The following is a 16,750-nucleotide window of genomic DNA, read 5'->3' on the forward strand; positions in this document are numbered from 1 at the left end:
TTACAAAATTAGAATATTTTTCTGCTTAGAGGGGGTAAACCACTGGATTCGGCCTGTTTTGGCAGTCGATTAAACGTTATCTTAACAAACTCGAAAAAGGCAGGATATGCAAAACAGGCGCCCGAAAAGATTCCAATCAGAGGTTTTGCATTCTACAAAAACGCGGTTATAAATTCAGTCGATTGTTTTACGTCAGAAATGAAAAAAGCAGAAAGAAAACCGAACGTTCTTCTTTCTGCTTTGTGCGAAAAAACACGTTTACCAGCTCACCTTCCCCAGCCGGGGATGATGCGCAAATGACAAACAGTATTATTTCGGAAGCGCTAAGTGCATATAAAAAAATTTAGACTAGTACGGATTGTAATCTTCTTTAATTACCCTTTTTACGGCATTCAAGTAACCGTAACCATTTAACATATCGGGCAGCAGGTAACTTCCTTCAACCCATTCGTTCCAAGCATTTATTGTAATTAGTTTGGGCTGCTCAGGATGACTGTCGGCATATTTTTTGGCCTGATAAAGCAACGCGGCAAAACTTTCGGGGGTATTGTGATAATGAACCACGTCTTTTATACCCTTTGCCGGAAACCGTGGCGTATCGTCCCAACCGACAGACACACAGGGGAACAACGGAACATCTAAAATAGAATCCATCTGCGCCCTGATGTTCCTGGAGTTCGTTCCGTATGCGATGTAATCTTCTGTTAATCCGCCCATGTTGTACATGGCAACACTGTTAAAACCCATGGCATCCACATTGTCAGTAAACCGCGCTGCTGCCTCCTTCGACATGATTGAGCCGCCACCCTGGTTCCATTGAATGTGCAACCCCGGAAAACCGGCTTTTTTTACTTCTTCCCTGAAATAGTCCAGCGCTTTGCGGGCTTCTTCCACACTCCCGTCGAAGCTCTCGAGCAATTTGCCCACACTAAAAATAGAGAACACTGGCATCCCGTCAATTTTAAAATAATTGGGCTGCTTAAAATACTGATTTATCACCCTGTCAACAATAATCTTAAAATTATCCCAGTCAACAGCGCCATTCCACATAATGGAATTATCGTCGGCAAACTTATGCACATTCCAGTAGTTTCTTTTCACATCGTGATTGGCCCACATGATGTAGAACTGCATTTTAGAATTATTTTTTGCTTTAAGAAAACCATCGTTGAGGGCACTTTCCAGAAACGGGCCGCCGTCGAACCAGTACCAGTCGTAAACAAAAACATTCACACCATGGTCAACTGCCGCATCAATCCATTTTTCTACCACTGCCGGGTCGTTGTCCATTCCGTAACCCCAGAGCGGCTGGCGCGGCTGGTAATGCCCGTCGAAACGCGGATTTCCCTTTTTAATCACTTCCCACTCGCCGGTGCCGTCGGGCCACAGCATATCTCCAAAACGCTCGTCGTGATGGCACGATGGCCATACGTATGCTGCCACATAATAATCGGGTTCAGCACTTGCCGGCTTAACCTCCTGCTTTGGCTGGCTGCACGATAACACGCCAAATGCGAACAAAAGTGCGCCTGCTTTTAAATAACTTAACTTGTCTTTTAAACGATTCATTTTTTTGTTGGTTTTTATTTATCTTTTACCTGAATGTTTTCTTGTTCCATAAAAAAACGAGCAAACACCCGGCAAATTTTTATTTGTTATTCAATGACGGGATTATAACTAATTTTTCTGGCGATGAGTGAAAAAGTAACCGAAATGTGAGCCAAATAGTAAGTTGGCAAAATCAGAAAATTCAATTCTGTATATCCGGCAAACTCACTAAATGCAATGATGGTGTCGGAAAACAGAACCAGAAAAATGCCAAAAACGTACGACCACTTTTCCGCAGGTTTGGCATCAATCCCTACTGCTGCCCCCATCGACAAACAGGAAATAATTAAGTAAACCAGTGCGGCAAACATCAAAACGCCATGGTTTATTGAAGGCAGCAACTTACACGTAAAAAACACCAGGTAGCCGGCAAGAACAATTGCAGTAAACGTCCATTTCACCTTTCCGTTTAACAGTGCATAACCGAGATAACCGATGTGTGCCACAAAAAACAGGGCAATCCCGGAGATAAACATATCCATGTCGCCATTTCTGTTTGACATAAACCAGTCGCCACCAATAGAAAAAGCAAATGCCACAAAAATCATCCACACATCTTTTCGGGCTTTCAACTGCCTGAACCAAAGCCACAGAACAATGAGAATGCCGGCGCCTGCGCTTCCGGATTTAAAGAAAAAACCAAAACCATTCAGCGCCATAACAGCCAGCAAAAAAGGCAGTAACAGAACCAGATAAATACTGTTCTTTTTAATTTCCATTACAAAATTCGACATGTTTTAATGCAGTTTATTGTTTGATTTTATTTCGGCCACCTATCGATCGGCTACAATTTTACTAATTTTTGGCAGAACAGTAGGCGCGCAGTCACAACATTTCGGAATCGTCAGCGACCATGGCATCTAATTTTTGTAGCTGAGTTGATACATCCCACTTTTTAATGCCACCGCCCTTTCTCCGTGGTGAAGCTGTTTTTCGGCACCGTTCAGCATGCACTTATCCACACCGTCAGGAACGACGACGTCAGCTTCCATGCCAACCGGAATTTTGAGGTTCATTTCCAGAATTCCGTTTTCGTTTTTCCAGTTTACGGAAAGCGTCCCGAACGGCGTTTCCTGAAATGTATTTGCCCAGGTTATCCCATTTGGGATTTGCGGCTGGATGACTACTTTTCTGTATGCAGGAACATTTTCAGCAGAACGAATTCCGCCAATGCCCTGATAAAACCAGGAGCCAATTCCGTTGTAACAATTATGAATGCGGCTGCGGGCGCCATTCCAGTGCTCCCAGGTAGTTGTTGCCCCGTTATCGAGCATGTACAAAAAACCGGGGTAGTCGCGCTTTTTCAACATGGAATACATAAAATCGGGCGATTCGCTTTTTACTGCCCACTCTGTGATTACCGGGAGCCCCACGAGCCCGCAGGCAAAATGGCCGTTCCTGTTTACGTCTGTTTCGTAAAGCAACGCCCTTTCAACCTCATCGGCTTTACCTGAAGGAACAACGCCGGCTATCATCGGGTAGGCCAGGTCAATTTGTGTTCCGGTGCCGTATGTGTTGTTATCCTCGTTAAAATATACTTCGTGAATTTTTTGTTGCAATTGCTCTTTCATTGCCCTATACATTTCTGCATCCTCCGGTTTTTCCAGCACGTTGGCAATTCGTTCCATATTATCGAAACAAACCGCAACAAAAGAGTTATTCACCACATCAACCGAGGCCTCGGCGGTCTGCTCGATGCCTTCGGGCGTTGCCCAGTCGCCCAGATACCAGCCGCGATAATCTGTATCAGGCCAGCGTTTCAATAAGCCATCAACAGAATAATTTTCAACATATCCCAACCACTTTTGCATAACGGGATAGTATTTTTTGAGCAACAAAGTATCGCCATAATTCAAATAAGTATTCCAGGAGGCAGTAATAATAAAGCCACACCAGTAAGGGCCGCCACCCGCCCGGTAAGGATTGGGGGCAGTGTGAGGCATTCCGCCATCTTCGCGCATTGCATCAGCCCAGGCTTGCAGCCAGTTATTATATAACGGCCCCAGGTTAAGCATCGTTTGTGCTGTCACAGTAGAAGCATTTCCATCGCCACCGTATCCAAGCCGCTCTATCTGCGGGCAGTCAACCAAATCCCCACCCAGGCTCAGGCAACGAAGTGTATAAAACAGCATGTCGTGAATCTGATTCAAATCAGAATCGGAACATTCAAACCCCGAAGCCAACTCGTAATCGGTATGCACCAGGTATGCGCGAACGGACTCTGCATCCGGCATCTGTTTTAGTCCGGTAACCCGAACATAGCGAAACCCGTGGTAGTTGAACTTATTCACAAACACCTCCTGCCCTTCTGCCGAGGCGATATACTCGTCGTATTGATTTCGGTCATTAAATTTTCCGTCGACCAAATGATCGCAGTATTCCATTTTCACTGTTTGTGATTTTTCCAACGGAGGGAAACGCATTTCCAGCCAGCCGGTGAGGTTTGTTCCCATGTCAACTAAAAATGTATCGGCAGCAAGTTGAGTTATTTGGGCCGGTTTTATAGTATCCCGAATAGTGTTCTTCTCTGTCATTTGGGGAGTTGCCTCGTGTGCAGGAATATTTATCTGCGACACCGGCTGCCAGCCATCTGTAGGAACATCAATCCCGGGATTATTCTGCACCAGCAAGCCATCAACAATTTCGCCACCGAACCTGTCCGGGCGCCAATCTCCATGCCTGGTGTAGCTGCTTATTCTACCCTGCCACGACGAATCAGTACCTACAACAACTTCGCGCCTTCCACTTTTCACTTTCTCCAGTTGTGCCCTTACTACCGGGCCGTTATTGGCTACTCCTGGCAATCCATCGGTGTACCATCCGCTTCCGAGCCAGAGCATCAAATGATTTTTCCCGTCTTTTAGCAACCCGGTTACATCGTAAGTATTGATTAACGACCTTTTGCCAAATTGCGAAACTGCCGGCGCAAGCACACCGCTTCCCGCCTTTTTCCCGTTGACATACACCTCGTGGTATCCTAAAGAATTTACATGAAGAATAAAACGCGAATTTGCCTTTGCAACATCAAAATCTTTATGCAATAGCGGACATTCGCGGTAGCCGTTCTCAGTATTAAACGCAATGTATTGAGCCTGCCAGTCGTCAGGAGTCAACAAACCGATTCCGAATTTTGCCGGCTCGCTCCACGGAGAAACATTTCCCTGCTCATCCCAAACACGCACTTTCCAAAAGGCAGCAACTCCGGGACTCAGCCGCTTTCCGCCATACGAAACAAACAGCGATGAGCCCGACTCTATTTTTCCGGAATTCCAAAAATCCGCCTGTTTTTCAGTTAATTCCGAAAGCTCGCTTGCAACGAGTATCTGAAAGGCTTTCTGCACAGTTCCATTTTCTGTACTACTGATTTTCCAACTGAAACGTGGAGTTGTTTTGTCAATACCCAAAGGATTGGTCAGCCCTTCGCATTTAAGATTATACAAACTCAGGTTGCTTTTTGAGCCGCAACCGGAAACAAATAAAAACACCAGGAAAAAAAGGAAGAGAGAGTATCGGTTCATAGTATAGATTTATTTAGTGAAAGCAGTAATAATGTACATAATTAATCGACTGACAAATCCATCAATGTATCAACAGAGATAAACAATACAGTATGAGTTATAAATATAAGCAGAAATATTTGAGGAATTTAAAACAAAATCTTCTTAATCATAAAATACGGGACTATTAACACAAACCCAGTTTGAAACCATTGCAAAAAAGTATACATTTCAAGAAAACTAATCACTCAGAACCTCGCGAACAAGAGTTTAAATACGGCTTTAAATAGTACTTCTAATCTTTGCTAATGAGTAATGCTTTTCGTAGTTTTACTCTCCCTAATTATTATGATAATAAGCGTTATGAACATTCATATAAACAGATTCCTGACCATATTACTAATTTCAATATTGATGGTGGCATGCCATGCTTTTAACGAAGAAAATGCAACGCTCATAAGAAGAACACCATCCATTACACCCGATTACAAAGAAGTAACCGTTCCTGTCAATATGGCTCCGTTAAATTTTGTTATAGATGAGCCAGGTGCTTTCTTTCAGGTAAAACTCACCGGAGAAAATAATTCTCAAATAAGAATTACTTCATCAAATGGAAAAATAAAAATACCTATTTCTAAGTGGAAAAAAATTCTAACAGACAATACAGACGGCAGAATAAAAGTAGAAGTTTTCACCAAAGAAAATAACCGTGAATTAAAAAAATTCGCCCCTTTTCATATCAACATCGTTAAAGAAGAAATTGACTCGTATCTTGTTTATCGTTTAATACATCCCGGATACTATAATTGGTCAGAAATAAAAATTGTTCAGAGATCCCTGGAAAACTTCAAAACACACTCACTATTAGAAAATCAAACGATTAACAAAAACTGTATTAACTGTCATGCTTTTAACCAAAACAATGGCGACCAATTCTTAATTCATATACGAGGTTCGCATGGAGGAACCTACTTTATGGATAAAGATAAACTTTCCAGACACGATTTAAAGACAGATGCGATGCCGGGGAGTGCCACCTATCCTACCTGGCATCCCAGCGGAGAGTTTGTCGCTTTCTCTTCCAATCAGGTCCGGCAAAATTTTTATTCTCAAAGAAGTAAAAGCATTGAGGTTTATGACCTTATTTCATCATTAATTCTGTATGACAGAAGCAGCAATGAAATCACAAACATCACCGATACGAATACAGCTACTCCCCTACAAACATTCCCGTCGTGGTCTCCTGATGGCAAGTATTTATATTACTGTGACGCAACATTTTGCGACTCGGTTAATCTTGCAGTAGATGCAACTGACATTGAAAACATTCATTACAACTTAAAAAGAAGGGCGTTTAATATAAAAGACAAAAGTTTCAAAGAGCCGGAGCTCATCTTCGACGCTGCGGCAATAAATAAAAGTGTGTCTTTCCCTAGAATTTCTCCGGACGGAAAATACGCAATAATTACTGTTACTGATTTTGGCACGTTCCCTATTTGGCATAAAGAGGCTGACTTACATCTTATTAATCTTGAAAATGGGGAACATAAAAAATTAGCGTTAAATAGTGACGAAACAGAGAGTTACCACAGTTGGTCTTCAAACGGAAAATGGATTGTTTTTAGTAGCAAACGTATAGACAAACGGGCTGCCGTCCCCTTCTTTTCTTATTTCGAAAGCTGGGAAACCATTGGGAAACCGTTTGCATTACCACAAAAAGACCCGGCATTGTACAATCACATGCTGGAATCCTTCAACATTCCGGAACTCGTTAGGAACAAGGTTAATGTAACTTCCAGAAATTTCGAGAAAGCCGTAAAACAATCGGCCAAAAAAGCAAAAAAAGAACAAGGTTTAGAAAATATTCCACAATGGACAAAAAGGAATAAGGAAGCAAAGCGGTCTCACCTAGAAAAAGGAATTCATGAATAATATAAAGCACATAAAATTTGGATACAGACTATTCTTAGTTGGATATATTTTAATATTCGGATACTATTATTGGTTGGGAGATTACATATTTGCATTTCAAGAAAACAGTTTCCTGCTAGTTTGGACTCCCGAATACCTCATCCCTTTTTTATTAAAGCCAGGAGGAATTCTTGAGCTTGCAGGCAAAATACTAACTCAACTATATATGAACCAATTTATTGGTTCTCTCATTCTCTCCGGAATCATAATTCTTCCTTCCGTATTATTATATTCTATTGATAGAAAGCTGAATACCGATCATTTCGTATTCTCAGGTTTCATATACATCATTCCAACTGCTTTATTGATGCTGCTGCAAACATTTTATTACCATTTCATGGAGTACAACATTGGAATTAACGCGATATTGCTTTACTCTCTCTTTTCCACTCACCACTATAAAAAGAAGAAATACTACCTTCCTCTTATTATGCTCCCGTTATTTATGTATGTGGCAGGAGCTTATACTTTAGTATTCATCGGAACCTGTATCGTACTATGTTTAACTCAGCAAAAAAAACGAGGAATATTGCGCTACTTTCTCGTAATCATACTAGAGACTGTTATCACTATAGTTGCATTTCAGAAATACTTTTTCTTACAACCATATAGCCAAATATTAAAATTTCCCCTTCCAACTCTTGACATTCAGGAATACAAACTTTTGCTTTTCTCATTGGGGGCAATCATTGTCTTGCATCCGTTATTATTAAAGAATAATGCATTAAAACTAGCACTTTCAAAACTCAGATATTTTCAGGGAATAGCACTAGTATTTATTTTGCTACTTACGTCTGCAGCTATGTATAGGCTATACAATCCACAAGTAATTAATGTTATAAAAATGCAGAAGTTAATTACAGAGAAAAAGTGGGATAAAGTAATCGACTTTCATGAAAATGAACCGTCGCGGAATCTAATAGGACAATTTTTTTACAACATTGCGCTTTCAGAAACAAACCAGTTATGCGACAGACTATTTTGTGGTCAACAGGATTTCGGGCCTAAATCGCTCGTATTGCCGTGGGATAATGAGCATTTAAACTGGGGAGCACATTTTTTCTATTCAATAGGACTAATAAACGAAGCTCATCGTTGGGCGTACGAAGAATTTATAGTATACGGAGCAAAACCTCAAAACACTACTTTGCTCGCCAAAACAAACCTAATAAACGGGAACTATGCACGAGCAGAAAAATACATTCGACTGCTAAAACACACCTTTAATTATCGGAAAGAAGGGAAAGAGCTGGAAGCGTTACTCGAAAATCCAAAGTCGATCATGTCGCATTCAGAGTTCAAAAGAAGGATGGAAAACCTGCCCAAAAATCAGTTCTTCATACAAGTATCTGATCCTCAGAACAACATTCCGCTGATGTTGAAAGACAACATTCACAACACACAAGCACTTGAATATCAGATGGCATGGTATTTACTAACAAAAGATGTCAGTTCTATAATTGGAAATATCGATGCATTCAAAAAAGCTGATTACAAGGCACTTCCAACTCACATAGAAGAAGCTATTTTGGCCTATCAAAACAGCACTAAAAAAAACGTCAACTTATCAGAATACAACATAAGTGAGAAAACTCAGGAGAACTTCAGAAAATATGTTTCATCATTTACTCGTTTGAAAAACGACAAAAAATCGTTACAATCCTATTTGAAGAAAGAATTCGGAAATACATTCTGGTATTATTTCCATTTTCAATAGCATACCATAAAAAAAGGGATCAACCGAAGCTAATCCCTTCATATCCTCTTTGCAGTTTGCGAGGCAGCTCTAATAGTCACCTTACAAAATCGGCACTATTTAAATAATTAAAACACTGTTTTACGCCTTCAAATTGTGTTACATTTTCTCTGATATTTTCCAACTCTACATAAAACTCGTCGAGACCATTCTCATATGCTTTCTTGAAAATATTTTCGAAGTTCATCATCCCCGATTTACCCAAAATAGAACGATCTTTAATATGCAAAATCGGAAATCGTCCTGCGTATTTATCAAAATATTCTACCGGGTCGTTCTGTCCCATAACCGTCCAGTATACATCCATTTCAAAAAAGACCAGCGAAGGCTCTGTGTTATCAAGCAACAAATCATAAATTACATCGCCTGCCGGAATCCAGGGATTCTTCTGTTCCTTTTTTTGCTTTTCTGTTGCAACACGTTGAAATTCCATGTGGTGATTATGGTATCCCCAGCAAATTCCAGCCTTCTTTGCAATTTCTCCTGCAGTATTAAATACTTCAGCAACAATGGCAGCATCATCATGTGACTCAATTATCGGCATCCCCGGTTGCACAAGGGATTTCACGCCCAACTTCACATGATCTTCGACAACTACTTTCCAAAAATCAGAAATCTCATTTAAATTCTGATTGGTGTATTTTCTAACAGGCGGATTAACATGCGACCCTGTTATTTTCAGCCCTGCGTCATCTGCTAATTTCCGATATTCTCCAACGGTGTATTTTCCCATTTTACGGTCTCTATAACCGGCCAATTCAATGGTACTATAACCTATTTCCGCAATTCTATTCAACCCGGCTGGCACATCATTGGTTAGTTCTTTTCCCAGGGAATAAATTTGCAGCCCAACTTTTTTATTTGCCATTGCAGTTTTATTTAACAAAGAAGCGGCCGATGCTGGCTTAAAAGCTCCAATCATTGCCCCTCCCGTTAACAAACCCATCGTTTTAAAAAACTCTCTCTTTTCCATAAAACCTGTTTATAAAAAAAAGAAGCAAGAAGTCTTGTTGTGCTTCTTGCTTCTTCGCATTAACTATTCATAATTAGAATCTTGTTTCAAAACGCCACTTTGTATATCTAACTGAGACTGAGGCAAAGGCCAATATGAAGCTCTGGTTGCATTATACACAACATCCTTTAAAAAGGCTCTAAATTGAGAATCTTCATCAATATAGTTGTTCAACACTTCATCGTCGATTCCCCAACGTCTCAAATCGAAAAAGCGCATACCTTCAGTTGCAAACTCAAGCCGTTGCTCCAACCGAACAGCTTTTCTTGCCTTTTCTTTAGAAGAAAAAGCATCTGCTCCTGTTGGATAAGGCTCAACTTTGTAATTTGCGGCAGGTTGAGTCCAATCAACATCCACTGCTTTTCCGTCGAAAACATACGTTGAAACACGCCCCATAACGACGTCGCTACCTTGGGCACGTTCTCTGATTTTATTGACAAGCTTACGGGCATAATCCAACTCCCCGTCTTCAACCGCAACTTCTGCTCTCCAAAGCAAAATATGAGAATAACGAATTGCGCGGAAGTTCTTTCCATTATTAAATCCGCTTCCATTTGAGTTTAAGCTCTGGTTAGCTGCTTTGTGCATAAACTTTTTAGTCATATATGGCCCACCATTTGGCTGTTCCCGAATCCACGACCTTCCTTCGCAGATTCCCCAACCAAGAAAATCAACGCCACGTCTTGAAATCGTCCAATCAACCCTTGGATCAAGCCAATGTTCCGTAGGAATAAACTCTTCTGCACTACCAACTCCCATATCATGTTCTAAAACATCTCTAGCCTCAACATCAAGAACGGGCAACCCGTCTTCTGTTACCTGAAAAGCTTCGAATAAATTTTGAGACGGCTGGTAAAACCCCCACCCAATTCCGGCAGGACCTGATTGATGCATACACGGTCCGGCCAAAAGCATTGACGAATGATTTGCTCCACTTGTTCCCGCCTGAATTTCAAATATTGACTCTTCATTATTTTCAGTAGTCATATCGAAATTGTCGTTATAGTTATCAACCAATTTATATTTGTTACTACTAATAATTTCATCAAGTAACGGTTTGGCCTGACCCAATTCGTTTTGGTACATGTGTACTTTGGCTTTCATTGCGATAGCAGAATACTTGTTTACTCTACCAACCTCTCCCATCGGACTTTCTTCCGGCAGGTTATCTATTGCAAACTGCAAATCAGATTCAATTTCATCCCATCCTTCTGAATCATTCGGAATTTGTTCCGGTAAAACGCCCTCTTCTAACTCATCTGCCGTTTTTATGTAGGGAATATTTCTAAATACAATAGTTGCTTTAAAGTGAAACCAGGCTCTCAAATATTTTGCTTCACTTTCAACTTCTTTAGCCCTCGACTCCTCGAGTGGATTACTCCCATTTTGTGTTAACTTCAAAAATTTCAGCGTTTCATTTGCACGCGAAACGCCATTATAACAATCCTTCCACCTATCTGACACATACGCGTTGGTAGGAAGAACCACATACTTTTCGACATCATTAAAATTATTTTGATCGCCTGATGAAGTACCTTTATAGCAATCATCTGAAGCGCCTCCACCATAAGTCCAGTCGGTAGCCATTGCACCGCCAAACCTTCCGGTACCCTGTAATGTGCTATATGCTCCTATCAATAACGACTCAACTCCTTCCGGAGATTCCATTACTGTACCTGCAGCCGCTCCGGGAGGCTCTTTTTCCAAAAAATCTTTACAAGAATATATAGTACCAATGTACAACAGAAGCGTACAAATCAGTGAGTATTTTAGTATCTTTTTCATTTTCAAGAATTTTTTAATTAACCATAAATTAAATTCCAAGGCTTAATCCGATCATAAACCGGCGAGGCGTAGGCCAGGCTCCGGTATCAATCCCCATGTTTTTACCTGTTCTACTAATTTCAGGATCTAATCCTGAATAACCGGTAATAGTAAATACATTAGTTACCTGACCATATAACTGAAGAGACCTAAAGTTGGTTTTCAATAACCTATTCAGGTCATACCCCAATCTTAAGTGCTCCATTCTAAGATATGAAGCATCTTCGACAAAAGCAGTAGAAGGCTGCTGACTACCATTATCATCTGTCTCCGCCAATGGTAATTTAGCCTTTGAATTATCATTCAGATAAGGGCTTCCCCACGAATTATATAACCTGTCATGGCTTTTCCCTCCCTGGAACTGGGCATAATCAATAAATCTGCGAACATAGTTTACCATCTCATTTCCATAGCTACAATACAAGTAGGTAACCAGATTTATTCCTTTGTAAGATACATTCAGGTTTAGGCCAGTTGTAAAATCAGGGTGAGGTGAGCCAATGTAGGTTCGGTCGTCTGAATTAATAACACCATCTTTCTTCACATCTTTATATTTATAGTGTCCAGGTTCATTGTAAATCCCATCCTCGCCAAAAGCTGTTGGATGACCAGCTGCCTCTTCCTCACTTTGGAAAATTCCTTCAACTACGTATCCATAAAACTCAGGAAACGAAGTTCCTGTTTCTGCCCGTGTATATACCATTTCACGATGCGAATCTCCAGTCAAAAATTCGCCATCAACATCCGAAAGCTTAACTATCTCATTTTTATAGGTCGAAATATCAAAATCGACATTATACTTTAGTTCTCCGTTCAAAGCTGAATTAGTGTAACCTAATTCGAAATCAATCCCAACGTTCTTCATCTCTCCAACATTAACAGACGGAGCATCGGCCTGCCCAAGAACCATCGGAATCTGTTTTGGGTAAAGCATATCAGAAGTTCTTCTTTTCCACAGGTCGAGAGAAAAGTCAATGTTTTTAAACAAAGTTCCGTCAAAACCGATGTTGGTAGTTTGGGTTGTTTCCCATTTTACGTTAGGGTTACCAAACGATGTCTGGTAAAAACCGGTGGTACCCGTTGTAACATTTGCGCCGTCTATTGGATAAAATGAGTCAGCATAGCTCAATCCAAAATTGGTGTAGCTATTGTAATTCCCTATCCTGTCGTTCCCTGTTTCGCCATAACCGGCTCTAATTTTCAACTCGTTCAACCAACTTGCGGAAGGGGCCATAAAACTTTCCTCTGTTATTCTCCAACCAACAGAAAATGCAGGAAAAATACCATACGGGTTTTCGCTTCCAAAACGAGATGATCCGTCACGCCTAACAACTCCTTCAAACAAATATTTACTTGCATATGAATAATTTACACGAGCAAATAACGAGAACAAAGCCCAAGATGAATTATTACCATCATTATTAATACTCTGCAACCCTGTAGCAACCTGCATGTAATTAATGTCTTTCGAGAAGAATTCAGATCTCGACGCCTCTATAAAATTGTAATTATTATCAATAGCTTCAGAACCAACAATAGCAGAAATGTTATGTACGTCATCAAAAACATCAGAGTATTCAATTGTATTTGTCCAGTTCCACTGCATATAATATCTTGCTGTTTCTGTTAGCGAGTCATATTTTCCCCTTTCAGCGTGTGCTTTTTCAACAAATCCCAGATCTCTGTTATGAAATGAGGTATGGTTTACGCCGAACAACGTGCGAAATGAAAGTTGTTCGAAAAGATTCAATTTCAAAAACACATTACCATTAATGTTCATTCGTTTTCTCAGGTCATTCTTATTTGAATCCAGAATGAACAATGGGTTTTGTGCATTTCCGGTACCTTCAGCCCTTGTCCCGGCATAATTGCCTGCAACATCATGAACAGGAATAATGGGCTGCATTCGGTAGGCCCAAGAAACGGCAGAACTTTCACTATGATTTTCATGATGCCCTTCGCTTTCGCTATAAGTGATTCCTAATCTCTCACCTATTTGCAGCCAACTCGTCAAATCAGAGGTTACATTTGAGCGAAGATTATACCTGTTATAGCCTGTCCATTTCAAGATTCCTTCTTCTTTTAAGTAACCCATCTGAAATGAATACGTTGTATTATCGCTCCCTCCATTTAAATCAACTGTAGATTCAACATATGATGCACTCCGGGAGGCTTCCCTCAACCAGTCAGTTCCTTCCTTATTTGCTTTCATGATCAGGTACGTATCCGTTCCGTCTTCATGGATCATTTTATCATCATATAAACTTAAGTCTACGTCTGTAGCTCTTGCGGGTCTAATGTATTCCGGAATGTCCGGTTTGTCTCCGTCTCCGTACAAAGGATGACTGTAATTAGCAATTCCATCGTTTTTGGCTTGAAGCCAAAGCATCTCACCATACTCTTGGGTATTCAACATATCATAATAATTCGAGTTCTTTGAAATACCACTTCTTACGCTAACCGATATTTGAGCTTTTTGCTTTTTCTTTCCACTCTTCGTGGTGACTAATATTACACCACCAGCAGCTCTAGCTCCGTAAATAGCTTGCGCTGCAGCATCTTTCAAGATAGAAATTGACTCAATATTATTAGGATTCACTTCTCCTCCCGGAATTCCGTCTACTACCCACAAAGGATCGTTATCGTTAATTGTTCCGAGCCCACGAATACGAACAGTTGCACCTCCACCTGGAGTATTTGAACTTCTAACAGAAACACCAGAAGCTGTCCGCAACACTTCGGCGGGAGTAACAACTGCCATTTCTTCAATTGTAGAAGACTGCACTGTTGAAACAGAACCGGTCAATTCGCCTGCCTTTCGTGTAGCATAACCAATGGCAACAACTTCTTCCAGGCCAATTGCTTCTTCCTCCATCACTACAGAAAAGATGGTTCGATCATCGATACTAACCTCAACTGTGCGCATACCAACAAAAGAAAACTGAAGTGTTTCTGCGTCGTCTGGAATGGCTAAAGAAAACTTTCCGTCAGCATCAGTAACTGTACCAACAGTAGTACCTGCAACCATAATTGTTACTCCGGGAAGCGGCAGCCCGCTTTTATCAGTAACCACACCGCCAATCGAAGATTGTTGTGTTATTCTATCAGACAAAACCTTTGCTTCTTTCCCGTGAACAACAATTTGTCGGTCATATACATCCCATCCAACATTCTGATTCTTAAACCCAGCATCCAAAACCTGCTGAATAGTAGCATCTTTCATATCGATGGTAATTCTCTTATCCATGTCCAAGTCCTCATTCTTATACAGAAAAACAAAATCGCTATGTTTTTCCACATACTTCATAAGTTCAGCAACGGTTCCGTCGTTTAGTTTGACACTTAACCGTGTGTTTTGTGAATAGCTGTTGGCACTAGCTGTAAAGAGAAAGCCAATCATTAAAAACAATGTTAATCGCATAATTCGCCCCCACTTTTTTAGGGTTCTCCTGAAAGGAAAACAGATTAGACAAAAAATTTTCATAATTTTGAACAGTTTAGAATGAATACTAATTATTTAGTGTTTATTTAAATCACCCCGGGAGATGTGCCAGCATCCTCCGGGATTTTATTTCTATTTTATTACATAGTGTTTTCTATCAACTTCGATAATTTGTAATCCTGTTAATCTTTGCAAATACTCAAATACCTCTTTACGCTCTTTGGTTACATCAAGTTTACCGGAAACTTTGATACCACCGTTAAACGGATCACTAAATTGAAAATGCACATTGTAATAACGCTCCAATTTCTTTATAATACGGTTCAAATCAGTGTTTGTAAAGCTGAACAATCCTTCAGTCCATAGAACATATTCATCAACATTCACACTTTTTGTTTTTGTTTGCCTCGTCTTTTTACTATAGTAGGCAAGCATTCCCGGTTCTAAAAGGATTTCCTCTTTCTTCTTCTTGTACCCAAAATTTTTAATTATCACACTTCCTTCGGCTAATACCGTTTGCACCGCAGAATCTTCAGGATATGCATTTACATTAAATTTTGTTCCCAGAACCTCAATTTTAATTTCGCCCGTCCTCACAGCAAAAGGTTGCTTTTCATTTCTACTAACATCAAAGAAAGCCTCACCTATCAAAAAAACTTCCCGTGTTTTATCCACAAAACGTGACGGGTAAATAAGCTTACTTCCTGCATTGAGCCAAACTTTTGAACCATCGGATAGTTTTATTGCGGTACGACTACCATAAGGTGTAACAAGAGTGTTTATTTCAGGCACAGAATTATTATCACTCCCTTCAATTGTTTTCTCGTTATTAACCCGAATATTACCATCAACAGAGTATTCCAGTTGCGATTCTCCCTGGTTCAGGGAAACTTGTCCTCGGTTACCCAAAATAAGCACAGGTTGTTCCACAGGAGGAGTTACAGTTGCATTGTCAATAATCACCTGAGGTAAATTACGCTCCATATAGTAGTAAACCAAACCTCCGCCTATTGCAAAAAACATCAAAGAAATAGCAGCATAGCGCATTGCATTCCGAAAAAAACGAGTTCTGCTACGCTTGCGATCTACCGTATTCAGCATGTGAACAATGCGCATTTTCAACGCCTCTTTTTGAGGTTCGGCAATTTCTTCTTTTTGGTATTTACAATACTTTCCCAGTTGTTCTTTTAAATCAATAATTGCATTTACGTACTCGGGATTCTTCTCCATATAAAATCGCCAGTACGAATCAAGTTCCTCTGAAGGATTAAAAACCCACTTAAAGAAAAGAGGATTGTCAATTATTTGATCATATATATTCATCTATTCGATTTGATTATTTTCTATTGCCCCTTTTATAACTTTAATAACAAGAGAAACAAATGACAAAAAGGGGACAAACACATTGTATGTTCTATAACACATCACAAAGCAGGGTTAAACATTTAAACAGGGTGGCTGAAAAAACTTTCAGACAATGAAGCAAATAGCACTATTTAAGCTACTAATTCAAACAGTGTAAAAACGCCTGAATTAAATTTAAATGGGTCTGTTCAATTAACTGTGTCATTCTATAATTTTTCTTTTCCAAGGCCCTCCCAAAAACACAAGGGTTTTGGAAAAGAAAAATTTTATCTTGT

Annotated in this window: 9 protein-coding genes; 2 read left to right on the plus strand and 7 right to left on the minus strand. The window is 40.1% G+C overall.

Annotation, left to right across the window (positions count from 1 at the left end; all coding sequences use genetic code 11):
- Positions 1-348: 348 nt before the first annotated feature.
- The 3 genes from BUB08_RS19260 to BUB08_RS19270 form a co-directional block, all read right to left on the minus strand.
- Positions 349-1,569 carry a glycosyltransferase WbsX family protein gene (locus BUB08_RS19260; protein WP_073003561.1) on the minus strand — a complete coding sequence of 407 codons (1,221 nt, stop codon included), beginning with the start codon at positions 1,567-1,569 and terminating at the stop codon, positions 349-351.
- A gap of 86 nt (positions 1,570-1,655) precedes the next feature.
- On the minus strand, positions 1,656-2,342 hold the full coding sequence (locus tag BUB08_RS19265) for a lysoplasmalogenase (RefSeq protein WP_083570882.1): 687 nt from the start codon (positions 2,340-2,342) through the stop codon (positions 1,656-1,658).
- Positions 2,343-2,468: 126 nt separating this feature from the next.
- On the minus strand, positions 2,469-5,126 hold the full coding sequence (locus tag BUB08_RS19270; RefSeq protein WP_073003563.1) for an alpha-L-rhamnosidase: 2,658 nt from the start codon (positions 5,124-5,126) through the stop codon (positions 2,469-2,471).
- Positions 5,127-5,468: 342 nt separating this feature from the next.
- On the opposite strand from BUB08_RS19270, the gene BUB08_RS19275 reads away from it, so the two are divergent.
- Together BUB08_RS19275 and BUB08_RS19280 are read left to right on the plus strand one after the other, a co-directional pair.
- Positions 5,469-7,037, plus strand: a complete 1,569-nt coding sequence (locus tag BUB08_RS19275) for a TolB family protein (protein WP_175550049.1) — start codon at positions 5,469-5,471, stop codon at positions 7,035-7,037.
- Positions 7,030-8,793, plus strand: a complete 1,764-nt coding sequence (locus tag BUB08_RS19280) for a DUF6057 family protein (protein WP_139249803.1) — start codon at positions 7,030-7,032, stop codon at positions 8,791-8,793. The genes BUB08_RS19275 and BUB08_RS19280 overlap by 8 nt, the downstream gene beginning before the upstream one ends.
- A 76-nt stretch (positions 8,794-8,869) precedes the next feature.
- Here the strand turns inward: BUB08_RS19280 and BUB08_RS19285 are convergent, their stop codons facing one another.
- From BUB08_RS19285 to BUB08_RS19300, 4 genes are all read right to left on the minus strand, one after another.
- Positions 8,870-9,805, minus strand: coding sequence for a sugar phosphate isomerase/epimerase family protein (locus BUB08_RS19285; protein ID WP_073003566.1), 936 nt, complete (start codon positions 9,803-9,805; stop codon positions 8,870-8,872).
- 63 nt (positions 9,806-9,868) lie between these two features.
- Positions 9,869-11,629 carry a RagB/SusD family nutrient uptake outer membrane protein gene (locus BUB08_RS19290; RefSeq protein ID WP_073003567.1) on the minus strand — a complete coding sequence of 587 codons (1,761 nt, stop codon included), beginning with the start codon at positions 11,627-11,629 and terminating at the stop codon, positions 9,869-9,871.
- A gap of 28 nt (positions 11,630-11,657) precedes the next feature.
- A complete protein-coding gene (locus BUB08_RS19295; RefSeq protein ID WP_175550050.1) occupies positions 11,658-15,068 on the minus strand; it encodes a TonB-dependent receptor in 3,411 nt (1,136 codons plus the stop codon).
- A gap of 174 nt (positions 15,069-15,242) precedes the next feature.
- On the minus strand, positions 15,243-16,433 hold the full coding sequence (locus tag BUB08_RS19300) for a FecR family protein (RefSeq protein ID WP_073003568.1): 1,191 nt from the start codon (positions 16,431-16,433) through the stop codon (positions 15,243-15,245).
- Positions 16,434-16,750: the final 317 nt, after the last annotated feature.

The organism is Mariniphaga anaerophila (genome assembly GCF_900129025.1).
GTDB classification, from domain to species: domain Bacteria; phylum Bacteroidota; class Bacteroidia; order Bacteroidales; family Prolixibacteraceae; genus Mariniphaga; species Mariniphaga anaerophila.